This is a genomic window from Ruegeria sp. AB6, assembly GCF_056542685.1.
In genome coordinates this window covers 157,211-182,448 of record NZ_JBQGAD010000008.1, presented here as the reverse complement: position 1 = coordinate 182,448, position 25,238 = coordinate 157,211, and the positions used below count along the sequence as shown (strand labels likewise).

26 protein-coding genes, 1 tRNA gene and 1 pseudogene are annotated in these 25,238 nt (G+C 57.6%); 16 read left to right on the top strand and 12 right to left on the bottom strand.

Annotated features, from left to right (window positions below):
- The 3 genes and pseudogenes from ACR0DB_RS16795 to ACR0DB_RS16785 all read right to left on the bottom strand — a co-directional run.
- Positions 1–316 (bottom strand): annotated as a pseudogene (locus ACR0DB_RS16795) (hypothetical protein); the annotation flags it as partial.
- Between the two features lie 435 nt (positions 317–751).
- A complete protein-coding gene (typA, locus tag ACR0DB_RS16790; RefSeq protein WP_170769792.1) occupies positions 752–2,569 on the bottom strand; it encodes a translational GTPase TypA in 1,818 nt (605 codons plus the stop codon).
- A gap of 74 nt (positions 2,570–2,643) precedes the next feature.
- Positions 2,644–2,979, bottom strand: coding sequence for a DMT family transporter (locus ACR0DB_RS16785; RefSeq protein ID WP_480552159.1), 336 nt, complete (start codon positions 2,977–2,979; stop codon positions 2,644–2,646).
- Between the two features lie 192 nt (positions 2,980–3,171).
- On the opposite strand from ACR0DB_RS16785, the gene ACR0DB_RS16780 reads away from it, so the two are divergent.
- Positions 3,172–3,303 carry a hypothetical protein gene (locus ACR0DB_RS16780; RefSeq protein ID WP_480552156.1) on the top strand — a complete coding sequence of 44 codons (132 nt, stop codon included), beginning with the start codon at positions 3,172–3,174 and terminating at the stop codon, positions 3,301–3,303.
- Between the two features lie 20 nt (positions 3,304–3,323).
- Here ACR0DB_RS16780 and ACR0DB_RS16775 read toward each other — a convergent pair whose 3' ends face one another.
- The 3 genes from ACR0DB_RS16775 to ACR0DB_RS16765 are packed head-to-tail and all read right to left on the bottom strand — an operon-like array spanning position 3,324 to position 5,376.
- Positions 3,324–4,481, bottom strand: coding sequence for an HD domain-containing protein (locus ACR0DB_RS16775; RefSeq protein WP_480552155.1), 1,158 nt, complete (start codon positions 4,479–4,481; stop codon positions 3,324–3,326).
- The gene (locus ACR0DB_RS16770) at positions 4,478–4,723 is read right to left on the bottom strand and encodes a hypothetical protein (protein WP_170769790.1); all 246 of its coding nucleotides are present in this window, start codon (positions 4,721–4,723) and stop codon (positions 4,478–4,480) included. Before ACR0DB_RS16770 ends, ACR0DB_RS16775 begins: the two co-directional genes overlap by 4 nt.
- The gene (locus ACR0DB_RS16765) at positions 4,723–5,376 is read right to left on the bottom strand and encodes an alpha/beta hydrolase (protein WP_170324952.1); all 654 of its coding nucleotides are present in this window, start codon (positions 5,374–5,376) and stop codon (positions 4,723–4,725) included. The genes ACR0DB_RS16770 and ACR0DB_RS16765 overlap by 1 nt, the downstream gene beginning before the upstream one ends.
- Before the next feature lie 178 nt (positions 5,377–5,554).
- Between ACR0DB_RS16765 and iscR the strand changes: the two genes are divergently transcribed.
- The 10 genes from iscR to ACR0DB_RS16715 all read left to right on the top strand — a co-directional run bounded on the left by iscR (position 5,555) and on the right by ACR0DB_RS16715 (position 14,071).
- On the top strand, positions 5,555–6,013 hold the full coding sequence (gene iscR, locus ACR0DB_RS16760) for a Fe-S cluster assembly transcriptional regulator IscR (RefSeq protein ID WP_170769789.1): 459 nt from the start codon (positions 5,555–5,557) through the stop codon (positions 6,011–6,013).
- Positions 6,014–6,061: 48 nt separating this feature from the next.
- On the top strand, positions 6,062–7,105 hold the full coding sequence (locus ACR0DB_RS16755) for a cysteine desulfurase family protein (protein WP_480552154.1): 1,044 nt from the start codon (positions 6,062–6,064) through the stop codon (positions 7,103–7,105).
- Between the two features lie 18 nt (positions 7,106–7,123).
- Entirely contained in the window at positions 7,124–8,644 is a 1,521-nt protein-coding gene (gene sufB / locus ACR0DB_RS16750; protein ID WP_480552153.1) for a Fe-S cluster assembly protein SufB, read from the top strand.
- 140 nt (positions 8,645–8,784) lie between these two features.
- Entirely contained in the window at positions 8,785–9,618 is an 834-nt protein-coding gene (locus ACR0DB_RS16745; RefSeq protein ID WP_480552152.1) for a glycosyltransferase family protein, read from the top strand.
- Entirely contained in the window at positions 9,611–10,366 is a 756-nt protein-coding gene (gene sufC / locus ACR0DB_RS16740) for a Fe-S cluster assembly ATPase SufC (protein ID WP_480552151.1), read from the top strand. Before ACR0DB_RS16745 ends, sufC begins: the two co-directional genes overlap by 8 nt.
- Positions 10,366–11,646 carry a SufB/SufD family protein gene (locus ACR0DB_RS16735; RefSeq protein WP_480552150.1) on the top strand — a complete coding sequence of 427 codons (1,281 nt, stop codon included), beginning with the start codon at positions 10,366–10,368 and terminating at the stop codon, positions 11,644–11,646. The genes sufC and ACR0DB_RS16735 overlap by 1 nt, the downstream gene beginning before the upstream one ends.
- Positions 11,646–12,131 (top strand): YIP1 family protein, encoded by a 486-nt coding sequence (locus tag ACR0DB_RS16730; RefSeq protein WP_170782406.1) that lies wholly within the window; start codon positions 11,646–11,648, stop codon positions 12,129–12,131. Before ACR0DB_RS16735 ends, ACR0DB_RS16730 begins: the two co-directional genes overlap by 1 nt.
- A complete protein-coding gene (locus tag ACR0DB_RS16725; RefSeq protein ID WP_480552149.1) occupies positions 12,128–12,694 on the top strand; it encodes a Yip1 family protein in 567 nt (188 codons plus the stop codon). The genes ACR0DB_RS16730 and ACR0DB_RS16725 overlap by 4 nt, the downstream gene beginning before the upstream one ends.
- Before the next feature lie 13 nt (positions 12,695–12,707).
- Positions 12,708–13,928, top strand: coding sequence for a cysteine desulfurase (locus ACR0DB_RS16720; RefSeq protein ID WP_480552148.1), 1,221 nt, complete (start codon positions 12,708–12,710; stop codon positions 13,926–13,928).
- Between the two features lie 66 nt (positions 13,929–13,994).
- Positions 13,995–14,071: transfer RNA gene (locus ACR0DB_RS16715), tRNA-Arg, on the top strand.
- Positions 14,072–14,202: 131 nt separating this feature from the next.
- Here ACR0DB_RS16715 and mepK read toward each other — a convergent pair.
- Complete coding sequence (mepK, locus tag ACR0DB_RS16710; protein ID WP_170769780.1) at positions 14,203–14,772, bottom strand: peptidoglycan L,D-endopeptidase MepK; 570 nt, start codon at positions 14,770–14,772, stop codon at positions 14,203–14,205.
- Positions 14,773–15,127: 355 nt separating this feature from the next.
- Between mepK and ACR0DB_RS16705 the strand changes: the two genes are divergently transcribed.
- From ACR0DB_RS16705 to ACR0DB_RS16690, 4 genes are read left to right on the top strand one after another with little or no spacing between them, the layout of a single operon-like run.
- On the top strand, positions 15,128–16,726 hold the full coding sequence (locus ACR0DB_RS16705) for a L,D-transpeptidase family protein (protein WP_480552147.1): 1,599 nt from the start codon (positions 15,128–15,130) through the stop codon (positions 16,724–16,726).
- Positions 16,727–16,760: 34 nt separating this feature from the next.
- Entirely contained in the window at positions 16,761–17,852 is a 1,092-nt protein-coding gene (lpxD, locus tag ACR0DB_RS16700; protein ID WP_480552146.1) for a UDP-3-O-(3-hydroxymyristoyl)glucosamine N-acyltransferase, read from the top strand.
- Positions 17,853–17,884: 32 nt separating this feature from the next.
- Positions 17,885–18,142 (top strand): acyl carrier protein, encoded by a 258-nt coding sequence (locus tag ACR0DB_RS16695; RefSeq protein ID WP_170786803.1) that lies wholly within the window; start codon positions 17,885–17,887, stop codon positions 18,140–18,142.
- A 9-nt stretch (positions 18,143–18,151) separates the two neighbouring features.
- Entirely contained in the window at positions 18,152–19,360 is a 1,209-nt protein-coding gene (locus tag ACR0DB_RS16690) for a beta-ketoacyl-[acyl-carrier-protein] synthase family protein (protein WP_170769776.1), read from the top strand.
- A 42-nt stretch (positions 19,361–19,402) separates the two neighbouring features.
- Here ACR0DB_RS16690 and ACR0DB_RS16685 read toward each other — a convergent pair whose 3' ends face one another.
- On the bottom strand, positions 19,403–20,002 hold the full coding sequence (locus ACR0DB_RS16685; RefSeq protein WP_480552145.1) for an invasion associated locus B family protein: 600 nt from the start codon (positions 20,000–20,002) through the stop codon (positions 19,403–19,405).
- A 437-nt stretch (positions 20,003–20,439) separates the two neighbouring features.
- Here ACR0DB_RS16685 and ACR0DB_RS16680 point away from each other — a divergent pair, with 437 nt between their 5' ends.
- Positions 20,440–21,981 (top strand): helicase HerA-like domain-containing protein, encoded by a 1,542-nt coding sequence (locus tag ACR0DB_RS16680; protein WP_480552144.1) that lies wholly within the window; start codon positions 20,440–20,442, stop codon positions 21,979–21,981.
- Between the two features lie 36 nt (positions 21,982–22,017).
- Here the strand turns inward: ACR0DB_RS16680 and ACR0DB_RS16675 are convergent, their stop codons facing one another.
- The 4 genes from ACR0DB_RS16675 to ACR0DB_RS16660 form a co-directional block, all read right to left on the bottom strand.
- Positions 22,018–22,272, bottom strand: coding sequence for a hypothetical protein (locus ACR0DB_RS16675; RefSeq protein ID WP_170769773.1), 255 nt, complete (start codon positions 22,270–22,272; stop codon positions 22,018–22,020).
- Between the two features lie 180 nt (positions 22,273–22,452).
- Positions 22,453–23,766 carry a branched-chain amino acid ABC transporter permease gene (locus ACR0DB_RS16670; RefSeq protein WP_480552143.1) on the bottom strand — a complete coding sequence of 438 codons (1,314 nt, stop codon included), beginning with the start codon at positions 23,764–23,766 and terminating at the stop codon, positions 22,453–22,455.
- The gene (locus ACR0DB_RS16665) at positions 23,763–24,773 is read right to left on the bottom strand and encodes a branched-chain amino acid ABC transporter permease (RefSeq protein ID WP_170786795.1); all 1,011 of its coding nucleotides are present in this window, start codon (positions 24,771–24,773) and stop codon (positions 23,763–23,765) included. Before ACR0DB_RS16665 ends, ACR0DB_RS16670 begins: the two co-directional genes overlap by 4 nt.
- Positions 24,773–25,237: a hypothetical protein gene (locus tag ACR0DB_RS16660; protein ID WP_480552142.1), complete on the bottom strand. Its 465-nt coding sequence runs from the start codon at positions 25,235–25,237 to the stop codon at positions 24,773–24,775. Before ACR0DB_RS16660 ends, ACR0DB_RS16665 begins: the two co-directional genes overlap by 1 nt.
- Between the last annotated feature and the right edge of the window lies 1 nt (position 25,238).

Below are 25,238 nucleotides of genomic sequence, written 5' to 3'. Positions count from 1 at the left end.
CGTCTCCGTTGTCGCCATCGTCTCCGTTGTCGCCATCGTCTCCGTTGTCGCCATCGTCTCCGTTGTCGCCATCGTCTCCGTTGTCGCCATCGTCTCCGTTGTCGCCATCATCGCCGTTGTCGCCACCGTTACCGTTGGGACCGTTACCGTTGGGCGAGTCGTTTGGCTCATTTGTGTCATCTTCGCCGGGAGGTGCGGAACTGGCGATCGTCGCTGTAGGAATATCCGTCAGAACTGCCGCAAAAGCTGGGCAGAACTCTGATGTACGTGCCAGGATGTCTTCGAAATCTGCGCGTCTCTGAAGATAGCGCAGCATACGTGCATCAACCACAGAGCAACTGCACAGCGTTTCTGTTGAAACCGATTGTCGTGCGGTTTTGACCGTACATTTGTCGGCAGCCAGAGCCGGAGCAGTTGCTACAAACGGAAAAGTCGCTGAAACGAAAACAATAGACAGTAACCGAGATTTTACGCGCATGGCGTTACTCCTTAGTACTCATAAACTCGTATTTGCACGGACACTCGTGCCATACTTTAAACATAATTACAGCCATCCCTCGTCACATTTTCAAGAAGTGCGGCAAAAAGAAAAACCCTCAATTTCAGGGCAGAAATGGAAAATATAGTAAAAACAACAATAAAGCCCGCCAGTGAGGCGGGCCTATATGTTGTGTGTTTTTCCGTGGTGGACGCAAATATGTCACGATTGTGGAATTGTTTCCACACTGTGAACTGTTTTACAGTGTTTTAGCTAGGCGGACTTTGCCATGCGTTTGCGCTCGTGAGGGTCCAGGAACCGTTTGCGCAAGCGGACCGCATTGGGCGTGACCTCAACCAATTCGTCGTCGTCGATATAAGCGATGGCCTCCTCCAACGAGAACTGGACATGAGGCGTCAGGCGCACCGCATCGTCCGAACCGCTGGCCCGCACGTTGGTCAGCTTTTTGCCCTTTAGTGGGTTCACTTCCAGATCGTTGTCGCGCGAATGCTCGCCGATCACCATGCCCTGATAGACATCGGTTTGCGGCGCCACGAACATGCGGCCACGCTCTTCAAGGTTCCACAGGGCGTAGGCGACCGCCTGACCTTTCTCCATCGAGATCAGAACGCCTGCGCGACGTCCGGGGATCGGCCCCTTATGCGCGGCCCAGCCGTGGAACACGCGGTTCAGAACACCGGTTCCGCGGGTGTCGGTCAGGAATTCTCCGTGATAGCCGATCAGCCCGCGCGAGGGGACATGCGCGATGATGCGGGTCTTGCCGGCACCGGCTGGGCGCATCTCGACCAGCTCACCCTTGCGCGCACCTGTGATTTTTTCGATCACAGCGCCCGAGAATTCGTCATCCACGTCGATGGTGACTTCTTCGATGGGCTCCAGCCGCTGGCCGTCTTCTTCGCGGAACAGGACCTGCGGACGTGAGATGCTGAGTTCAAATCCTTCGCGGCGCATGTTTTCGATCAGAACGCCCATCTGCAATTCGCCACGGCCTGCGACCTCGAACGCCTCGCCACCGGGGGTGTCGCTGATGCGGATGGCGACATTCGATTCGGCCTCTTTCATCAGGCGGTCACGGATCACTCGGGACTGGACCTTTTTGCCGTCACGACCGGCCAGAGGCGAGTCGTTGATGCCAAAGGTCACTGTGATAGTCGGCGGGTCGATGGGCTGAGCGGGCAGGGCCTCGTCCACCTGCGGGGAAACCAGCGAATCTGCCACGGTTGCCTTGCTCATGCCTGCGATGGTGACGATGTCACCGGCTTCGGCCACGTCGATGGGCTGTTGCGCCAGGCCACGGAAGGCAAGAATTTTCGAGGCGCGGAAGTTTTCGATCAGGGTCCCGTCGCGCGACAGGGCCTTGAGGCTGTCACCCGCTTTCAGAGTCCCGCTTTCCACACGGCCGGTCAGAATGCGGCCGATGAACGGATCGCTGCCCAGCGTGGTGGCCAGCATGCGGAAGGGTTCGTTTTTTTTGTCGGCCTGTTTCGGCGCAGGCACGTGATCCACGATCAGATCAAACAGAGCGGTCAGGTCCTTGCGGGGGCCATCCAGCTCCATATCCGCCCAGCCCGAGCGGCCCGAGGCGTACATGGCCGGGAAGTCCAGTTGATCATCATCGGCGCCCAGATTGGCGAACAGGTCGAAACATTCATCCAACGCGCGGTCGGGTTCAGCGTCGGGCTTGTCGACCTTATTCAGCACAACGATCGGACGCAGGCCCAGTGCCAGCGCCTTGGAGGTCACGAATTTGGTTTGGGGCATCGGACCTTCAGCGGCATCGACCAGCAGAACTACGCCGTCGACCATCGAGAGGATGCGCTCTACCTCGCCGCCGAAGTCGGCGTGTCCAGGGGTGTCGACGATGTTGATGCGGGTGCCTTTCCACTCGACCGAAGTCGCTTTGGCAAGGATGGTGATACCGCGCTCGCGTTCCAGATCGTTGCTGTCCATGGCGCGTTCCGCCACGGCCTGATTTTCCCGGAACGCGCCGGATTGTTTGAGCAGCTCATCCACCAGGGTCGTTTTACCGTGGTCCACGTGAGCGATGATTGCGATATTGCGCAGGTCCATGAGGTCAGCCTTAAAACGGGAAGTTGCCGCGCGCATAGCGCGGTTTGAGCAAATAGGCCAGCCCTAACCGGCGGTCAGTGCCCTGCAGTCTTGGAAAACAGGTGAATGACGAGGATTCCGGTCAGGATCATGCTCAGTCCAAGCACGGCGGGCCAATCCAGGCGCTGGCCAAATACTACGAAGCCGATGATCGCGATCAGAGCAATGCCCATACCGGACCAGATTGCATAGACGATCCCGACGGGCATGTAGCGAAGAGTCAGCGCCATCAGATAAAACGCAATGCCGTATCCGACCACCACGAGAACCGAGGGCCAGAACCGTGTGAACTGCTGACTGGCTTGCAAAGCGGTGGTGCCGATGGTCTCGGCGATCACGGCAAACAGCAAAATGAGATAGGCTTTGGGCATCGGAGTCTCGATCTGAGTGTGGCGGAGTGGATTGATCACGAAACTATCGGCGCAGGCAAGGTCTTTCTTGCGCGCAGTAAAGGGTGTGAAAATCGCGCGGATTTACTTCAATTGGTCAGGATTACCGGACTGTTTTTGACACGGAAAACTGGCACCAGAACGACAGATTTTTTGAGTTCAGAGTTCATTATAATGACGAGTTTTGCGAAATCCGTGATCGCTCTTTCAGCCCTGATCGTTCTTTTCGGCTGGTTTGTCAGCGCCGGGTCAACCCGTGACAAAGCAGATCAGGACATGGTGCCCGAAGCAAGCGCTCAGGTCTGATTCAATATCGAGGCCAGAGGTCAAGCGGGTTCGCGGCTGGCGAAATAAGCCTTAAGCTGCGGCCGCAGCCATGACCAAAGCTGCGGTGCGCCTCGGTTGATCGGAACGCCAACGCGGCTGTCGATCTGCGCAAGGCTCACGTTATAGTCCACCCATGATCCGCCACCGGTGGCGAGGTTGCCGATCGGTGTTTGGAACCGGTCAATGGCCTTTGCAAATTGTGCATCAGGCGTTTCGGCCGTTTCGAATTCGAGCCAAATCGCGTGAAACGCGTCGCGCTGGTCGGTGGGCAGAAGCCCAAACAGACGCTCCGCGGCAGCACGCTCTTCGGCTTCCTGCGCGGCTTTGTCTACTTGGCCGTGGATAGGGTGGTCGCCAGCATCGATTTCCACAATGTCATGCAACAACAACATCCTGAGCACGCGCGAGATCGAAACCTCAGAACCGCCATATTCCGCCAAAACCCACGCAAACAGCATGATATGCCAGGAATGTTCAGCCGAGTTTTCAAAGCGGTCGTTCGACAACAATCGCGAGGCCCGCAGAACCGCTTTCAACCGATCGGCTTCCACCAGAAAGGGCAGGCGGGCCGAAAATGTGGTCTCAACTGGGGTTTCATCGCGCAAGATCGCATGGGCGTGGGTGAATGCCGCTGGCAGCGCCGTCTCAAGATAGGCCGCGCGCCCTGCGTTCAGGTTTTCTCGGGCAATCTCGATGTGGTCGGGGTTGGGGTTGGGCGCGCACAGGACCTGGAACAAAGGCTGGCACCGGTCCAGTCGCTTGGCGAATTGCGCGTCAGGCGTCGCGTCTGCTTCGAACTCTTGCCAGAGGGACAGAAATGCTTGCGCCTGATCCGACGGCAACAGGCCAAAAAGCTCAAGCGCCGCTGCGTGTTCGGCTTCCTCTACCGCGTCCCAGTCTGTTTGCAGGTGGATGGGATGATCGCCGACCACGATCTCGACCAGATCATGCAGCAACAACATCTGGATCACGCGGTCGATCTGCACCTCTGCCTCGGCCAGTGGGGACATGACTAGCGCCCACAAGGCCAGATGCCAGCTATGTTCGGCGGCGTTTTCGGCCCTCGACTGGTCCAGCAGCGTGTTGGCGCGATTGACGGATTTCAGCTTGTCCGCCTGTTTCAGAAACGAGATCTGAGCGGACAGCCGTTCCGTCATTGCTTTTCGATCGCCTTCACCTGACTGCGGTGTTCCGCCAGTCTCTGCACCACGAATTTTCGCGCTTTGCGTTCGGCCAACCGAACGCGGATTTCGGTCAGAAACGCCTCTTCCAATGTTTGGGAAGACGCGCCCAGCATTTCGCCAACTTCGACAAAGAACCGGTCGTCGCCGGTTTCATCCATCACTTTCATTGTGTCTTCGGCCAGCTTGGACGCCAGTGAAGTGATCGTGTCGGACATCAGCGCGTATTCTCGGTCAGGCGGCGTTTCACATAGTCGCTGACGTCGGTAATCAGCGTGTCCATGTGGCGGTCCTGGAAGAAGTGATCAGCACCCTCGACCTCATTATGGGTGATGGTGATGCCCTTTTGCTCGTGCAGTTTGTTGACCAGCGATGTGGTATCCGCCGGAGGGGCTACCCGGTCTGCCGATCCGTTGATGATCAGCCCCGAGGACGGGCAAGGGGCCAGGAACGAAAAGTCGTACATATTGGCAGGCGGCGAGACGCTGATAAAGCCGGTGATCTCGGGGCGTCGCATCAGCAACTGCATCCCGATCCATGCGCCAAAGGAAAACCCTGCGACCCAGCAATGTTTCGAGTTGTTGTTCATCGACTGCAAATAGTCCAGCGCCGAGGCCGCATCGCTTAGCTCGCCCACACCCTGATCGTATTCGCCCTGGCTGCGACCCACGCCACGGAAGTTGAACCGCAGAACGGTGAACCCCATGTTATAGAAGGCGTAGTGAAGGTTATAGACCACCTTATTGTTCATGGTCCCGCCGAATTGAGGATGCGGGTGCAGCACGATGGCGATCGGTGCGTCTTTTTCCTTTTGCGGGTGGTAGCGGCCTTCCAAGCGGCCTTCTGGTCCGGGAAAAATCACCTCGGGCATGTGTGCGTCGGTCCTGTCTTTTTCTTCTGGGTGCCCAGAAATACTTGACGGTTATCGTCGGGCACCTTAGAACGGTTCTAATTGTGATACTGGGCGCCGAAGCGCTGCTTGTCGGAGATACGCACTGGCAGCGGCGACGTCAATGATTTCGCGCGTAAACTGCCATGAGGGAATGCAAATGAAGCTGTCGACCAAGGGTCGTTATGCGATGGTGGCGCTGGCCGATATCGCCCTTCAGCCCTCGGACGGGCTGGTGACGCTTGGCGAAATTTCGGCGCGTCAGGATATCTCACTGCCGTACCTTGAGCAGCTCTTCGTCAAACTGCGCCGGGCCGACTTGGTATCGTCGGTGCGTGGACCGGGTGGCGGCTATCGTCTGGCCCGCCCCGCATCCGAGATCCGCGTGGTTGAGATTCTGGCCGCAGTCGATGAAACCGTCGACGCGTTGCAAAAAGGCGCAGGTGCGACCGGGGCGCTGTCTGGCAGCCGGGCGCAATCTCTAACCAATCGACTGTGGGAAGGGCTGAGCGCCCATGTCTACGTTTTCCTGCATCAGACGCGCCTATCGGATGTGATTCAGAACGATCTTGCGCCTTGTCCGGCGGTGCCCAGCCTGTTTGCCGTTGTGGACGAATAAGATGGCAGGGAACAAACAAAATGTTCTGGTCGGCGAAAAGGTGAATCCGTGACACGTGTTTACCTGGACCATAATGCAACAACCCCACTGCGCCCCGAGGCACGCGAGGCGATGATTGCCGCGATGGAGATGTGCGGCAACCCGTCCTCGGTCCATGCCGAAGGTCGCGCGGCCAAGGCAGTGATTGAGCGTGCGCGGGCACAGATTGCGACTGCATTCGGGGCGGATGGTGCGGATATCGTATTCACATCAGGATCGACCGAAGGGGCAGCGCTGGCTTTGGAAGGTCGAGGTCTGCACGGGGCTGCCATTGAACATGATGCGGTTCGCGCGTGGGCGATGGAAGACTTGCCAGTTTCCCCGGACGGGGCTGTTACAGTGACCGATCCGGCGCAATCCACGCTGCAACTTGCCAATTCCGAGACAGGGATCGTTCAGTCGTTGCCTGCAGGTCTGGCGGTGACGGACGCGACACAGGCGTTCGGGAAATCGCCGGTGGCGTTCAACTGGCTGGATGCTCAGATGGCATTGATCTCGGCCCATAAGCTGGGCGGTCCAAAGGGGATCGGCGCGGTTGTGATGAAGCGAGGTACCGATCTGCCAGCCCGGATCAAGGGCGGCGGGCAAGAGATGGGGCGACGCTCGGGCACCGAAAATGTCATTGGAATCGCGGGGTTCGGGGCTGCTGCTGAAGCTGCGGCGCGTGATCTGGCCGATGGAGTTTGGGAGCAGGTCAAAGAATTTAGAAATATTCTAGAAAAGGCCCTTGAGGCCGGTTCTAAATCTACTATTTTTGTCGGGAAAGATCACGAACGCCTGCCCAACACCCTGTGTTTCGCCACCCCCGGTTGGAAGGGTGAGACACAGGTCATGCAGATGGATCTGGCGGGGTTCGCGGTCAGCGCGGGTTCGGCCTGTTCCAGCGGCAAGGTGCGTGCAAGTGCGGTTCTGACCGCGATGGGATTTGACGAGGTAACAGCTGCCAGCGCAATTCGCGTTTCGCTGGGGCCTGCGACAACGGAAGAAGATGTGCTGCGTTTCGCGGAAACGTGGCTGGAAAAAGAGAAAAAGCATCGCGCGCGGGCCGCGTGATCAGACGGAGGGTGTCTTATGGCCGCTTTGGACCAGACCCAGGTAAAAGAGGGTGTCGATCAGGAAACCGTGGATGCGGTACGCGAGGTCGGAACCTATAAATACGGCTGGGAAACCGATATCGAGATGGAATACGCGCCCAAGGGCGTGAACCCTGATATCGTCCGCCTGATCTCGGAAAAGAACGAAGAGCCCGAGTGGATGACCGAATGGCGTTTGGCCGCGTTCGAGCGCTGGACTCAGATGGATGAACCGAACTGGGCGATGGTCAGCTATCCCAAGATCAACTTTCAGGACCAGTATTACTATGCCCGTCCCAAGTCGATGGAGGAAAAGCCAAAGTCCTTGGATGAGGTCGACCCCAAGCTGCTGGCGACTTACGAAAAACTCGGTATCCCACTGAAAGAACAGATGATTCTGGCAGGCGTCGAAGGTGCTGAGGATGCTCCGGCTGAGGGTCGCAAGGTTGCCGTGGACGCGGTGTTTGACTCGGTTTCTGTTGGCACAACGTTTCAGAAAGAGCTGAAACAAGCCGGCGTTATTTTCTGCTCGATCTCTGAGGCGATCCGCGAGCATCCCGAACTGGTCAAGAAGTATCTGGGATCGGTCGTTCCGGTCTCGGACAATTTCTATGCCACGCTGAACTCGGCCGTGTTCTCGGATGGCTCGTTCGTTTACATCCCGCCGGGCGTGCGCTGCCCGATGGAGCTGAGCACGTATTTCCGTATCAACGCGGAGAACACAGGTCAATTTGAACGCACGCTGATCATTGCCGATAAGGGCTCGTATGTGTCCTATCTGGAAGGCTGCACCGCACCCCAGCGCGATACCGCACAGCTGCACGCGGCTGTGGTCGAGATCATCATCGAAGAAGATGCCGAGGTGAAATACTCGACCGTCCAGAACTGGTTCCCCGGTGATGAGAATGGCAAGGGCGGCATCTATAACTTTGTGACCAAACGCGCCGATTGCCGGGGCGACCGGTCTAAGGTGATGTGGACGCAGGTCGAGACCGGTTCCGCTGTAACATGGAAATACCCGTCCTGCATCCTGCGGGGCGAGGAAAGCCAAGGCGAGTTCTATTCGATTGCCATCGCCAACAACTATCAGCAGGCCGACACCGGCACCAAGATGGTCCATCTGGGCAAAAACACCAAGTCGCGTATCGTGTCCAAGGGCATCAGCGCGGGTAAGGCGCAGAACACCTATCGTGGTCTGGTCTCGATGCATCCCAAGGCTAAGAACAGCCGCAACTATACTCAGTGTGACAGCTTGCTGATCGGCGACAAATGCGGGGCGCACACAGTGCCTTACATTGAGGTCAAGAATAACTCATCGCGCGTTGAGCATGAGGCGACCACATCCAAAGTGGACGACGATCAGCTGTTTTACTGCCGACAGCGCGGCATGGACGAGGAAGAGGCCGTGGCGCTTGTCGTCAACGGGTTCTGCAAGGACGTGTTGCAGGCGCTGCCGATGGAGTTTGCCATGGAAGCGCAGCAACTGGTCGCCATCTCGTTGGAGGGGTCGGTGGGTTAACCACCTGCCTGTTTCAAAAAGGACGTCTCACATTGGCTGCGCACTTGAAATATGTGCTGAAAACCACTGCGCCTGCCGGGTATTGCGCCCGGCGGACCGCTGGGGTTTTGCGCGGGGCTGGCGCGGGGCGGAGATAGGCGATGGAACAGTCTGTAGCGCATCCCGACAAGCAGCCGGTCAAGCTGTATTGGTGGGCCAGTCGTCCCAATTTTGGCGATGACCTGTCACGCGATGTCGTGTCTTTCGTGGCCGGCCGCGATGTGGTCTGGACCAAACCTGTGCGGGCGGATTTGTTTGCGATCGGGTCCATCATGTCATTGGCCCGCAAAGGGGCGCTGGGGCGTGGATCGTCACATAAGCCGATGATCTGGGGAAGTGGATGTCTTGAACCGCTTGCGGCCGATTTTGTCGAGACGTTGCAGCCGCCGAAAACCGTGCGCGGGCCGATCACGGCGTCCCTGCTGAACCTGCGGGGCGTAACCTACGGTGATCCCGGTATACTCGCGGCCAAGGTGCATGCCCGGAGCGAACCACAGCAGGATATCATCGGCATCGTTCCGCATCACACTGAGGTTGACGATCCTGCAATTCAGAATCTGGTCGGCTCAGACCCGCGTTTTCGCCTTATCGACACGCGGCGCCCGGCCAAGGTCGTGTGCGATGAGATCGCGGCGTGCTGCGTGGTGTTTTCGTCCAGCCTACACGGGCTGATCGTGGCCGACAGCTACGGCGTGGCCAACCATTGGTTTACCCACAAGGAAATACATACGAAGCCCGGTTTGAAATTCTACGATTATGCAACCGGAATAGAACGTGCTTTGCCCATGCCTCTTGGGGTGGACGACATTGCGCAAAAAGCGAAACAAGAGCCTCCGGCAACGCTGACATACCAGGATGGTATCGAACGCAGTCAGTCGAACCTGTTGGAGAGCTTTTCAACGAACAGTCAGGAAACGGAACTCCATCATGCTTGAAATCAAGAACTTGCACGTGAAACTTGAGGAAGAAGAAAAGCAAATACTTAAAGGTGTCGATCTGACGGTCGAGGCCGGTAAGGTGCACGCGATTATGGGGCCGAATGGCTCGGGTAAGTCGACGCTCAGCTATGTGCTTTCGGGGCGCGACGGGTATGAAGTAACCGATGGGTCGGCGACTCTGGGCGGTGAAGATCTGCTGGAGATGGAACCGGAAGAGCGCGCCGCCGCTGGTGTCTTTCTGGCGTTCCAATACCCGGTCGAAATTCCGGGCGTGGGCAACATGAACTTCCTGCGTACCGCCGTGAATGCCCAGCGCAAGGCGCGCGGTGAGGATGAGCTGTCGGCGGCTGACTTCCTGAAAGAGGTCCGCGCCAAGGCCAAGTCGCTGAAGATCGACGCAGACATGCTGAAACGCCCTGTCAATGTTGGCTTCTCGGGCGGTGAGAAAAAGCGCAACGAGATCCTGCAAATGGCGATGCTCGAGCCCAAGATGTGCATCTTGGACGAAACCGACTCCGGTCTGGACGTCGACGCGATGAAGCTGGTGGCAGAGGGTGTGAACGCGCTGCGCGACGAAGGACGTGGGTTCCTTGTGATCACGCACTATCAGCGTTTGTTGGATCACATCAAACCTGACGTTGTGCACATCATGGCGGACGGCAAGATCGTCAAAACCGGTGGCCCCGATCTGGCACTGGAAGTTGAAAACAACGGTTACGCCGACATTCTGGCCGAGGTGAACTGATGGCGCTGCCCGAAGTGAAACAAACCGCTACTGAGGCGCGGCTGACCAATCTGGTCATGCCCGACGCCGGTTGCACCCGTGCCGCGCGCGAAGACGCGCTGGCCCGTGTGTTGGAAATGGGTCTGCCCGGTCGCCGAGATGAGTACTGGAAATACACCCGCCCGGATACGCTGGTCGCGCCCGAGGCCCCTCGGGCCGCGCTGTTCGACCCGGACGAGGCGATGCTGTTCGCCGATCTGGACCGTTTGAAGATCGTCTTCGTCGATGGCGTTTTCAGCCCCGAAGAGTCCGATGATCTGACGCTGGAAGGTGTCACCATCGATCGGATCGAAGATATCTGCTGCAAAGATATTCACTGGGCGAAAGAGCTGTACGGCGTGCTGGAAGCGCAGGGTCAATCGCCTGTGCAACGTCCTCTGGCGGCGTTGAACACGGCCTTCGCGGCGGATGGGATCGCGATCCATGTCTCGGGCAAACCGTCCAAGCCGATCAGCTTTATCTATCGCCATGCCTCGGAAACCTCGGACGCGATGCTGCACCATATCATCCGTGTCGAAAGCGGTGCCGAGGTAACGATCCTTGAAAACGGCCCTGCCGCCTCGCGGTTCAACAAATGCATGGAGATCGACATTGCCGATGGCGGTGTGTTGCATCACGTGCGGGCGCAAGGCCGCGATCATGAACGTCGCGCGGCGACCCATATGTTCACGCGGCTTGGGCAGGAATCGGTCTACAAATCCTTCACCCTAACCGTGAATGGCGTGCTGACGCGCAACGAACAGGTGGTTGAACTGACCGGTGACGATGCGGTGGCCCATGTTGCCGGTGCCTGCGTTGGCGACGGGGACTTCCACCACGACGATACCGTCTTCATCACTCATGACGCTGTGAATTGTGAAAGCCGTCAGGTGTTCAAGAAAGTGCTGCGCAACGGCGCGACCGGCGTGTTTCAGGGCAAGATTCTGGTAAAGGAAGGCGCTCAGAAGACGGATGGCTATCAGATCAGCCAATCGCTGTTGCTGGACGATGACAGCCAGTTCCTCGCCAAGCCCGAGCTTGAGATCTATGCTGATGACGTGGCGTGTTCGCACGGTTCGACCTCGGGCGCGATTGATGAAACGGCCCTGTTCTATCTGCGCTCGCGCGGGGTTCCGATCAAAGAGGCGACCAACATGCTGACGCTGGCGTTTCTGGCCGAGGCCGTGGACGAGATCGAAGATGACGCCCTGTCGCAGGCCATTGTCGATCGCCTTGAAGGCTGGTTGTCGCGGCACAGCTGATGCCGGTGACGTCGGATATCGCCGCCACGTATCGCGGGCCAGGGCGCGTTGTGCGTCGGCTGCTTGATCTGGGCCAGCGCGAAGATCGCGCGCTGGTCTTTGTGATGGCGTTTTGCATTGTGGCTTTCGTTGCGCAATTACCCGGCCTGTCTCGCCGTGCCCATCTGGAAGGTCTTGAGCTGAATATGCTCATGGGCGGGGCGTTGCTGGGCACGGTGATCATCCTGCCGCTGTTCTTCTACCTGCTGGCGTTCATCTCGTATGGCGCGGCGCGGTTGGTTGGAGGGAAGGGGACAGCTTACGGCGCGCGGGTTGCTTTGTTCTGGGCGCTTTTGTCCTCATCCCCGTTGGTGCTGTTGAACGGTCTGGTGGCGGGGTTCATCGGGTCAGGGCCGACACTGACTGCGGTCGGGCTGATCTGGTTCGTGGTCTTCCTGTGGTTCTGGCTGGCAGGGTTGCGACAAGCACAGAGGGGGTCGCAATGAGCGTACAAGCGTTGATCAGTTTGGCCGTTTTGACGGTGACAAGCCCGGCCGACGCGGCACGACAGTTGCTGACCCTGCGTCCGGGACGAGAGGCGCTGTGGTTGGCGTTTTTCCTTGCGGTTGTGCTGAACGGGTTGTCTCAGGTCGCTGCGCAACAGCTTGTGATGGTCCCCGAGGGGGATCTGGCCGCGCCATCTCAGCCGGTCTTTTTGGGCTTGCTGCAATCTGCCAGCATTCTGTTGTACAGCATCGTTGCGTTCTTGCTGATCGGACGGTTCCTGGGCGGGGTGGCCTCGTTTGAAGATGTCATGACCCTGATGGTTTGGTTGCAGTTTCTGCAAGTTGCAGCGCTGCTGGTGACACTGATGATCGCCATGGCGTTGCCGTTTCTGATGGTGATTTTTGTGCTGGCCAGTTTCATCGTCAGCCTCTACATCACACTTCATTTCATCAATGAAGCGCATAAGTTCGGTTCGATCTTGAAATCCTTTTGGGTCATAATGTTATCTGCTGTTCTTGCAGTTCCATTTGTCCTGATGTTGATGCCCAGCGGCCCCGTATAGGGAAGAAAATACCATGTATGACGTACAGAAAATCCGCGCGGACTTTCCGATCCTGTCGCGTGAAGTAAACGGAAAACCGCTGACCTATCTGGATAACGGCGCTTCGGCGCAGAAGCCGCAGGTGGTGATCGACGCGGTGACTCGCGCCTATGCCGAGGAATATTCAAACGTACACCGTGGATTGCACTATCTGTCCAATCTGGCGACCGAGAAATACGAGTCGGTGCGCGGTACGATTGCGAAGTTTCTGGGGGCCGCGGATGAGGATGAGATTGTCCTGAATTCTGGTACGACCGAAGGGATCAACCTTGTCGCCTATGGCTGGGCCATGCCGCGTCTTCAGGCAGGCGATGAGATCGTGCTGAGCGTGATGGAACATCACGCCAACATCGTCCCCTGGCATTTTCTACGCGAACGGCAGGGTGTTGTCCTGAAATGGGTCGATGTGGATGCCGAAGGTGGGCTGGACCCACAGGCTGTCATCGACGCCATCGGCCCCAAGACCAAACTGGTTGCCGTCACGCAGTGTTCCAACGTTTTGGGCACCGTTGTGGACGTCAAGGCGATCACGGAAGGGGCCCATGTCAAAGGTGTTCCGGTTCTGGTCGATGGCAGCCAGGGTTCGGTCCATATGCCGGTCAATGTTCAGGACCTCGGTTGCGACTTTTATGCGATCACGGGTCACAAATTGTATGGCCCCTCCGGGTCCGGTGCGATCTACATCAAATCCGACCGCATGGCCGAAATGCGCCCCTTCATCGGGGGCGGTGACATGATCAAAGAGGTCAGCAAGGATCAGGTGATCTACAATGATCCACCGATGAAGTTCGAGGCCGGAACGCCGGGCATCGTGCAAACCATCGGGTTGGGCGTGGCGCTGGATTACATGATGGACTTGGGGATGGAGAACATTGCCGCCCACGAAGCTGGTCTGCGCGACTATGCGATGGAGCGGTTGACGGGTTTGAATTGGTTGCAGGTTCAGGGAACTTGCGCGGACAAGGCGGCCATTTTCAGCTTTACGCTGGACGGGGCAGGGCACGCGCATGATGTATCGACCATTCTGGACAAGAAAGGCGTTGCAGTGCGCGCGGGCCACCATTGCGCCGGTCCGTTGATGGATTTCTACGGGGTCACGGCCACCTGCCGGGCGAGCTTTGGCCTCTATAACACCAAGGATGAGGTCGACACAATGATCGACGCGCTGGAACTGGCGCATGATCTCTTTGCGTGAAACCTGTCTGATCCGGACAGATTTGCAGTTGCGCCCGGATCGGAACAAGGTTAGCTAACGGCCAAGGCACCTGTAGCTCAGCTGGATAGAGCGCTGCCCTCCGAAGGCAGAGGCCAGAGGTTCGAATCCTCTCAGGTGCGCCATTTTCCTTTGAATTTTCTTGTTCGCTCGTCAGGTCGATTGAGTCTGAACATGGGATGCGCACACATAGAAAAAACCGCCGGGTCTTGGGGGCCGGCGGTCGAGAATACGGGTTGGTTTTGTATGTTGGTGCTTATCCGCCCCAACTACGGATATCGCCGCAATCCATGTGCACGAAATTCGAACGATAGTATTTGCCCACACCCCCAGCACGGCACGACATAGCGGCCTTGGCCATCTGCGAGACTGACCGGGATGACAAGCGCAGGTCAGCGGCCTGACCCTTCATATGAAGTGAGTTCTTGGCCACACGGCGCGACCGGGACCGCAGCATCGCGTTGGTCTGAGGTGAGCGGTAGCCGGACAGCAGCGTATAGGGTTCGTCAACGTCCAGCAGATTATGCGAAGCCGCCATGATGTCGATGGTGCGCAGGTCCATGTCCTTGACCTGATCCGTCCGCCAGTCCCGCATGAAGTGGTTCACTTCTTTGACAGCATCCTTGATGTATTTCCCATCGACCCAATATATCATATCGATACGCTCGCCGGTGCGACCGGAATACATACGGATACGGCGAATGTCGCCGCCGCCGCGGAGGAAACCTGCTGCGTTGGAATATGTTGGTGCTGCAACCACTGCCGTTGCCGCAAATGCGCCCAATAGGGCCCGCCGGGTCATACCCGAGGAACTGCTCGTCGTCATTTTATGTTCGTCCCGTACTGTTCCTGCCTGCACACGATGTTACGTGCGCGTTCTTAATTTTTTCCCATCCCAAGTACGGGTTTTATGGCACAGACGCAAAATCCAGCCAAGAAGTCTTTCATATTCATCTTTTCAAGGGGGAATTTTCGGCAGTTTTTTGCGCAGATGACACAAATGCGTATAATTTTCAGGCGCCAAGGGTGAGCGGGACTGTGGTCGATGCAAACGCGCATCAGGCGGGTAAAGAAGCATCGATGTGATGTATTTGTGAATGGACAAGCCCGTCGACCGGCCAGCATATTTGTTCGGCGTGGATACAGGCGCGCGTAGAGTGTTGAAGAATAAAGGTTATCCCATGCGAGCATTTTTTCGTGCATCCAGTGTTCTCGCTCTTGCTGCTTGCTTGGCGGCCACGACCGGCGTGGCCAACACTCCCGACAAACCTGCCACTGCCTTTCAGATGGCCGTGGCCGAATCTGCTCCGTCCGGGTCGGAGATTGCTGATTTTTACCGCGCGAACGGGTTTACACCGATTTGGGTGGGTGAGACGCCAGAACATGCGACGCGTCGTGCGAGCCTGATTCAGGCGTTGGCCACTGCCCATAGGCACGGCCTGCCCGATGCCTATAACGTCGAGGCGCTGTTGACCAAGATGCAAGAGGCCCGTTCGGTCCGGGATCTGGGCGCTGTCGAAATGGCGCTGAGCCGGGCCTTTATCGCATATGCAAATGACCTTTATTCCGGAGCGCTCCGGCCTGCGGATATCGATGAGGGGTTGGTGCGCAAGGTACAGCGCCGCTCGACCGTGGATCATTTGCAAGGGGTCGTGTCCGAGAACGCGGCCTATTTTGATCAACTTGCGCCGCAGACCGCCCAGTATCGGGCATTGATGAAGCAGAAAGTGGCCTTGAAAGCTTTGATCGATCAGGGCGGATGGGGTGCGACTGTGCCTCAGGACAAGCTGGAACTTGGTGATACCGGTCCCAACGTCATCAAGTTGCGCAACCGTCTGGTTGCCATGGGGTATCTGAAGCCGACGGCAAGTCCGCGTTTTGATGACGCGATGCTAACCGCAGTAAAGGACTTTCAGACGGCCCATGGTCTGGCTTCCGATGGTGTCGCGGGGCAAGGGACGATCACCGATCTCAACCGTTCGGCCGCTGATCGGCTTAAGGCTGTCTACGTTGCGTTGGAGCGTGAACGCTGGTTGCCGCGTGAACGGGGCGAGCGGCACATCCTGGTCAATCAAGCGGATTTCTCGGCCAAGATCGTAGATGACGGCTTGGTGACGTTTGAAACCCGTGCGGTCATTGGAAAGAACGTTCACGATCGCCGCAGCCCGGAGTTCTCGGATGAGATGGAGCACATGGTCATCAACCCTAGTTGGTATGTACCACGCTCGATCATCACAAAAGAATACCTGCCGCAGCTGCAATCGAACCCGAATGCGGTGAACCATATCCATATCACTGACCGCAGCGGGCGGCAGATCGACCGCGGGGCGGTGGACTTTACGCAATTCACCGCGCGCAACTTCCCGTTTGCGATGCGTCAGCCGCCCAGCAAAAGTAATGCGTTGGGGTTGGTGAAGTTCATGTTCCCCAACCAGTACAATATCTATCTGCATGATACGCCCCAGAAATCTCTGTTCGCGCGCGAGTCGCGGGCGTTTTCGCATGGCTGTATCCGGCTGGCGCAACCCTTTGAGTTTGCCTATGCGTTGCTGGCCAAGCAGGAGGAAAACCCAAGGGCGTTTTTCCAGCGGGTTCTGGCAACCGGCAAGGAAACCACGGTGCCTCTGAAACAGCACGTCCCGGTGCATTTGATCTATCGCACGGCCTATATCGGCCCCAAGGGCGAAGTTCAGTATCGCCGCGACGTCTATGACCGTGACCAGAAAATCTGGGACGCTTTGCAGAAAGCGGGGGTAGCCCTGCCGGACGTTCAGGGGTAGTCACCGGGTTAAGCCTTAATCCGGGGAACCCGACATGCACTATACCATCCAGCAAATTGCCCAAGCCCTTGGCGTGGAATGTCAGGGCGATGTTAGCCTGATCATCGCGCGCGCAGCGGAACCGGCGGATGCAGGTCCTGATGATCTGGCGATGGCAATGTCCCCCAAATATGCCGAGGCTTTGGGCAACGGCGCGGCCCGCGCGGCCGTGTTGTGGGAAGGTGCGGATTGGCAGGCCATGGGGTTGCAGGCCGCCATCTTTGTTCCGCGTCCACGGATGGCAATGGCGGGGATCACCACGATGCTGGACCGGGGGCAGGGGATTGCGCCCGGCATTCACCCGTCAGCCGTTGTCGACCCAACGGCAGAGATCAGCGAAGACGTCTCGATCGGCCCATTGGCGGTGATCGGCGCTCGGGCGAAAATCGGCGCGAGGTCGGTTATCGGGGCGCATTGTGTGGTCGGGATGGATGCAGTTCTGGGTCAGAACGCCATGCTGCGCGAAATGGTCAGCATCGGTGCCCGCGCACAGATCGGAGACCGCTTTATTGCTCAACCCGGCGCGCGTATCGGCGGCGACGGATTCAGCTTTGTCACGCCCGAGGTGTCGGACGTCGAAAACGTGCGCAAGACCATGGGCGACAAGGGCGACGCACGGGCCCAAAGCTGGTTGCGCATTCACTCACTCGGCGCGGTCGAGATCGGTGATGATGTCGAAGTTGGCGCCAACTGCACTGTCGACAATGGTACGATCCGCAATACCCAGATCGGCGACGGCTCGAAACTGGATAACCTGGTCCATGTGGGCCACAATACCCGCGTGGGGCGCGATTGCTTGCTGTGCGGGCAAACCGGTGTGTCAGGCTCGGTCGAGATTGGAAACAACGTTGTTTTGGGCGGTCAGACCGGTGTGGTCGACAATATTTTTATTGGCGACGGCGTGATCTCAGGCGGTGGCACAAAGATCCTGTCCAACGTACCAGCGGGCCGTGTCATCATGGGTTATCCGGGAATAAAAATGGAATCTCATACGGACATTTACAAAGCGCAACGCCGCCTGCCGCGTATGGCCCGTGACGTAGAGGCGTTGAAAAAGGCTGTTTTCAAACAGTCTCCGAGTGATTAAATCACCCTCAACGGGATAATCAGAGGATCGACATGAGCATCACCGATCGCGTCATCGCCATCATCGCCGAACAGGCCGTGCTGGACCCTTCGGATGTGACGCCCGAAAGTACGCTCGAAGATCTGGGGATCGACAGCCTTGGGCTGGTCGAAAGCATCTTCGCCATCGAGGAAGAGTTCGACATCTCAGTCCCGTTCAATGCCAACGAACCGACAGCCAGCGATTTTGACATCTCGAATGTCGCTGCGATCATCGCCGGTATCGAAAAGCTCGTGTCGGAAAAGGTCTGACGCAGGATCATGAAACGCGTTGTTATTACCGGTGCGGGCACGATCAACTCGTTGGGCCACTCCGTTCCGGCGACGCTTGAGGCGATGCGAGAAGGGCGCTGCGGAATTTCCGAACTTGAGTTCCGCGATGTCGAGCGCCTTGCCATCAAGATTGGCGGTCAGGTGCGCGGGTTTGAGGCCGAGGGCCGGTTCAACCGCCAACAGATGACCCTGTATGATCGGTTTACGCAGTTCACCCTGACGGCGGCAAAAGAAGCAATCGAACAGTCTGGGATCGAATTTCATGGCGATCTAGCGGCGCGCTCAGGCGTTGTTTTGGGAACAGCCGGTGGCGGCGTGTCGACCTGGGATGACAATTACCGCTCGGTCTATGAGGACGGTAAGAACCGGGTTCACCCCTTTGTCGTGCCCAAGCTGATGAACAACGCGGCGGCCAGCCACGTATCTATGGAACATAACCTCAAAGGGCCCAGCTTTACGGTCTCGACCGCCTGTGCCTCGTCAAATCACGCGATGGCGCTGGCGTTCCAGATGGTGCGCAGCGGCGCGGCCCCGGCGATGCTGACGGGTGGAGCGGAATCCATGCTGTGCTTTGGCGGCGTCAAGGCGTGGGAAGGGCTGCGGGTCATGTCCAAAGACGCCTGCCGTCCGTTCAGCGCAAACCGCAACGGTATGGTTCAGGGCGAAGGCGCAGGTGTTTTTGTCTTTGAAGAATACGAACACGCCCGCGCGCGCGGGGCCGAGATCCTGTGTGAGGTGGTGGGGTTTGCTATGACTTCGGACGCCGCAGATATCGTGATGCCCAGCAAACAAGGCGCGGCTCGGGCAATTTCGGGCGCTTTGGCGGATGGTGGGATCAATGCCGATCAGGTGGGCTATATCAACGCGCACGGAACCGGCACGGCGGCCAATGACAAGACCGAATGCGCGGCTGTGGCGGATGTCTTTGGTCCGCATGCGGATGATCTGATGATATCGTCCACCAAATCCATGCATGGACACCTGATCGGCGGTACCGGCGCGGTAGAACTGTTGGCCTGCATTATGGCACTGCGTGACGGCGTGATTGCGCCTACGATCGGCTATGAGGAACCTGACCCGGAATGCGCTTTGGATGTGGTTCCGAACGAAGCCCGCAAAGCCAAGGTAGAAGTCGCGCTGAGCAATGCGTTCGCCTTTGGTGGCCTGAATGCTGTTCTTGCTCTAAGGCAAGTCTAAAAGGAACGCGCTGTCTTTTGACAGCGCGCTCCGGCGGTTCGGTTAGTTTTGCGCTGGCTCAAGCGTATCAAAACCAGCGGTGAATCCGGCCAGCGACACTTCCATTTCCAACAACTGAGTCGGTGCCAACAAAGACACCAACGACAGCGTTGCCGTTGTCCCTGCTTTCATTGCGTCAATGTCACCTTGAGTGAACCCAAGCTGTGCGAGGCATCCGACCGGGTTGCAATGGTGATAGTTGTACCGCTTGCCAGGTGCGCCGTCGATGGACAGAGCAAGCTGTGCCTGCAACAGGATTTCAAGCGGAACTACGACAGTTGCTCGGGCGGCAGCGGGAGAGCCCTCGGGCAGATTCTGAATAGTGATGTCAGCAATGGGTTGCCCCTGGTCACCGGCCAGAATTTGGCGGAGGAAACAGGGATCTTCACCTGCTTCAGTCTTCACACACGAGATCATCCAATCACCGTGCTCTTCTTTTATGTAGCGGCTACCTACGCGTGGTCCTTCCTCGCCAAGATCCAAATCCGCACCAGCCTGATTCTGCGGAGCAGTTGTAGTGTCGGCTTGATTTTCCTGCGCCGCGACCGCCCCGGCCCAAAGCATGGCGGCAACAACATTGAGAGTGAGAAGTTTCTTGATCATGAACGCCTCGGTTCTGTGGATACGCTTTTTGCACGGTCTAACATTGTTCCGGCAGGGTGTCAGGCACTATGCCAAGAAAATGCGTTGATGTGATCGGATTTTTGCCTGTCCACAGATGAAAACTATCGTTGGAGCAACAAAAAAAAGGGAGCCGGTGGAGCGGCTCCCTTTTCTATAATTTTCTCCCCGTCGGACTGGCCGACTTAGTTATGCGCAGACGTTACGAGAGGGAATCGCGGCGGTCAACTGCTAACCTGAAAAATTGATCACTTCGGCGGTTTTCTTGAAAAAAGCCGCGCCCAAAGGCGCGGCCAGTCGACAGGGAGGAAGTCTGCCGCCTGCTTCCGGTTTGGTTACAGGCGGCGAATAGACTATCGCAGTTATTTGTTAAATTTGTATGCTGCCCTCAGACCGGTGGAAATTGGGGCAAATTTCATATGCAAAACAATATCTTTTTGGGCGGAGCCGGGGATGGCTACAGCGAACCGGAAAACCTGACGCTGAAATACGCCAACCGCCACGGGCTGATCGCAGGTGCGACCGGGACCGGAAAAACAGTGACTCTGCAAATTCTGGCAGAGGGTTTCTCGCAGGCCGGGGTGCCCGTATTTTTGTCGGATGTTAAGGGCGATCTTTCGGGGTTGGCCAAGGCGGGCAGCGCAGCGCACAAACTTCATCAGGCGTTTCAGGATCGCGCCCAGACAATCGGGTTTTCGGACTATAGCTATGGCGCTTGTCCGGTCACGTTCTGGGATTTGTTCGGAGAGCAGGGTCATCCCGTCCGCACCACTGTAACCGAGATGGGTCCGCTGCTGTTATCGCGCTTGATGGACCTCAGCGAGGCGCAGGAAGGTATCCTGAACATTGCCTTCCGTGTGGCTGATGACGAAGGGATGCCACTGCTTGACCTCAAGGACCTGCAATCGCTGCTGGTTTGGGTGGGAGAGAACCGAGGCCAGCTTTCATTACGGTTTGGCAATGTCTCGACATCTTCGATTGGTGCGATCCAACGGCGGCTGCTGGTGCTAGAAAATCAGGGCGGCGCGAACCTGTTTGGTGAGCCCGCGCTGGAACTGGCTGATCTTATGCGCACCGACACGCAAGGGCAGGGGGTCGTGAACATTCTCGCCTCGGACAAACTGATGGGGTCGCCCCGGCTTTATGCGACGTTCCTGCTGTGGCTGCTCAGCGAATTGTTCGAAGAACTGCCCGAGGTGGGCGACCCCGACAAGCCTAAACTGGTATTCTTTTTCGACGAAGCGCATCTTCTGTTCGAAGATGCACCCAAGGTTTTGGTGGACAAGGTGGAACAAGTCGCACGCCTGATCCGGTCCAAGGGCGTGGGGGTGTATTTCATTTCCCAGAACCCCGCCGACATACCCGAAGATATTCTGGGCCAATTGGGCAACCGGGTTCAACATGCGCTGCGGGCCTTCACCGCGCGCGACCGCAAGAACTTGCGTCTGGCGGCGGAGACCTACCGAGAGAACCCCGCTTTCGATACCGAAGCCGCGATCCGCGAGGTCGGCGTAGGCGAGGCGGTCACTTCGATGCTGGAGAAAAAGGGCGTACCTGGCGTGGTCGAGCGGACTTTGATTCGTCCGCCGGGGTCTCAGTTGGGGCCAATCACGAAGGCTGAGCGTCAAGCCATTGTTGCCGCTTCGTCGATGGAGGCGAAGTACCGAGAGCTGAAGGACAGAAAATCGGCCTTTGAAATCCTTCAGACCCGCGCAGATGCGGCCGCTCAGGCGGCAGAAAAGGCCGAGGAAGAAATCGAAACCCAATCCGTGGCCGAGCGGGAATTCGCAACGGCACGCAGATACTCCGGCAGCCGGGTTGGGCGGTCATCCTCACGCGTGATGCGCAAGAAGGACAGCTTTGCCTCCGCCATGAGCGAGGCGGTCATCAAAGAACTCAAAGGAACAACAGGCCGCCGCATCGTGCGCGGCATTCTGGGCGGGTTGTTCAAAAGCAGGTAGGGCCGGGGACAGTCGCGGACCGCTCCGGCGACGGGCTTATCCCTTAAGGCGGCGCTGGCCTTCTTGCTTGCAATAGGCGTCCGCCTCGGGGACCGTCATTTTGGTGGCCGGGAAATCAATCGCGCGGTCCCAAATGACGCGATCAGGGCGGTACAGTTGGCACGTAACTTCACCCTTCGGAGTTTGGACTTTGACCGGTGTGGTTTCAAAATCTTCCGGGCTTGGAACGCAAGCTGCCAATCCGGCGATCAGAGGAAGCAGCAGCAGTGATTTGGTCAGCGTCGAAGTCATGTGAACTCTTTTATACTCAACAGGGTGGTCGCATCATTCTACGGATTTTCTAAATTCCCGTAAACGCGTGGGATTTCGGCCAATGCCAAACTGGTTGTACCCCGTCTAGACGGACAGTGCGCTTAGATCAAGAAACCGCGCCTGAAAAGAGGCACGGTTTCGTCGCTTTTGAGATAACTGTTACTTTTCTGGTATCAATCCGCGTGGGCTGAACCTGAGGACGATCAACAGTATCAAACCCATGGTGAACAGGCGCATATGGGCAGCGCTGTCGATCAGATGCGCCTTCAATGCGCTGCCTTCGGGCATGGTTGAAGTAATCAGGTTCATCAGCCAAAGGCCCATCGGCTCGACCTGGACCCACAGGAACCAGATCAGGAACGCGCCCAGAACAGCGCCAAAATTGTTGCCCGAGCCGCCGACGATCACCATCACCCAGACGAGGAAGGTAAAGCGCAGCGGATTGTAGGTGCCCGGCGTCAGCTGCCCGTCCAGTGTGGTCATCATCGCGCCCGCAATACCGCAGATCGCGGAGCCCAAAACGAAGATCTGCAAATGGCGGCGGGTGACGTCCTTGCCCATCGCCTCGGCTGCAACTTCATTGTCGCGAATGGCGCGCATCATCCGTCCCCATGGGCTTTTCAATGCCATCTGTGCCATCCAAAGCAGGACCAGCAGCACTATGGTGAACAGCAGCGAATAGCCCAGCTTGACCGAAAGCGTCGAGGCCGTGACTGGATCAAGACCCAGCCATTCGGCGCGGGCGATGAATCCGGGATCTGCTTGCAACTCGACCTCATAGCCGACCACAGGCGCAGGGCGCGGGATGCCGTAGACATTCTTGACGCCGCGGGCCAGCCAGTCTTCGTTTTTCATGATGGCGATGATGATTTCGGCAATACCCAGCGTCGCAATCGCCAGATAATCCGAACGCAGACCCAGCGCGGTTTTCCCGATCAGCCACGCCGCACCAGCAGCCAGCAGACCACCGGCGGGCCAAGCAAGCAGAACGGGCAGGTTCAGGCCTCCGATATTACCCGCGACCGCAGGGTCGATGGCCTCTATCGCGGCGACGTTGGGGTCGAAAATGGCTCGGTAGACAAAGAATCCGAAAATCAGAATGCCGATGATCGCCAAGGTTTGCACCCGCCCTTTGGGCATCTTCTGCGCGGTGATCACAGCGGCTACAACCGTCGCGGCGCCCAGAAGCAGCGCGAGGATGACGCCAAAGCCCCCCCCGGTCCATGCGCCCGGCGTCGGTGGGGTCGAGACAAGCACAACCGCCAGCCCGCCCAGCGCGACAAAGCCCATGACGCCGACGTTGAAAAGGCCCGCAAAGCCCCATTGCAGGTTCACCCCGATGGACATGATGGCCGAAATCAGCCCCATGTTCAGGATCAGGATCGCCGCGTTCCAGCTTTGCGTGAACCCGGTCAGCAGGATCAGGCTGCCGACGGCAACGAAAAGCAGCGTGTTCTTGACAGTCTCGGTCATACCGCTTTCCCCTTGAACAGGCCCGTGGGTTTAAACAGAAGCACAATCAGCAGGATCACGAAGCTTACGGCGAATTTGTAATCAGTGGACAGAAATTGGACCAGGCCAGAGGGCTCAAGGTTTTCAGGGGCCAGATAGGTCAGTACCTTTTTCCACGCGTAGGTGATGGTCACCTCGGAAAAGGCGATGATGAAGCCACCCGCAATGGCCCCCAGCGGATTGCCAAGCCCGCCCACGATGGCCGAGGCAAAGATCGGCAGCAGAAGCTGGAAATAGACGAAGGGCTTGAAGCTTTTGTCGAGGCCATAGAGCACGCCCGCCGTGGTCGCCAGCGCGGCAACGATGATCCATGTGATCATCACCACGCGTTCCGGGTTGATGCCGGACAGTAGGGCCAGATCCTCGTTATCAGAGTAGGCCCGCATCGACTTGCCGGTGCGCGTTTTGTTCAGGAACCAGAACAGCAGCGCAACGGCGACAACGGCAACAATTACGGTGATGCCCTGAGAGGTCTTGATCGCCAACCCCTCACGCAAGCCGGTCATCGCTTTGAAGTCGCGCGCCGAGACGATGAAACGCTCTCCGTCCGAGAAGCGCTGGTCATCCGGGCCGATGATGAACCGTACGATCCCGTTCATAATGAACATCACACCCATCGACACGATCACCAGAATGACCGGCTTGGCCTTTTGTTCGCGGTAGAACCTGTAAACCAGTCTGTCCGTGACCAGCACCAGAACGATACAGCCCAGAATAGCAAAGGGCAGGGCCAACAGAGCGGTCGGAAGCGGCCCGAAACTGACCCCTGCGGCTTGCAGACCCCACGTGACCAGAACGGCGATCATCGCGCCAAAGGCCATCGTGTCGCCATGGGCAAAGTTCGAGAACCGCAGGATGCCATAGATCAGCGTCACCCCCAGAGCGCCCAGCGCCAACTGGCTGCCATAAGCGATTGCGGGAACAAGAACGAAGTTGGAGAGCGCCACAAGGGCGTTGAGGAAGTCCATTATTTGCCAACCTCGCAAGTGCCGATGTAAGCTCGAACAGATGGGATGGTGTTCACAAGTCGTTCTTCCACCCGAATTTTTTCCTTGTTTGCGAGAAGTATCTCCCAGCGATCAAGGTCCGTTTTAGACACGTCTCCAGAGACGAAGAGATAGACGTCTTTTTCTTGTCCAGATAAAACAAACTCGACATCCTTGTATTTAACTTTAACAAATGATGCCTTCACTTCCGGATCGACGGGGGAGAGTGGTTGAAGCGAGAAATTGATTGGATCGACACAGTATCCTACTCTGGGTGTACACTCATTGGAGGTGCCGTCTCCACAATCCAGAGGAGGTTCACAATCGTGCACTGCATTGCACTGAAGGCTCTTTCCTGTCTCCTTCAACTGCATCGTTTTAGTGAGTCCCGCAGCGGGTGAGATCGTTGCCATAAGTACTGCAAGAAGCAAAAAGAACTTATTCATC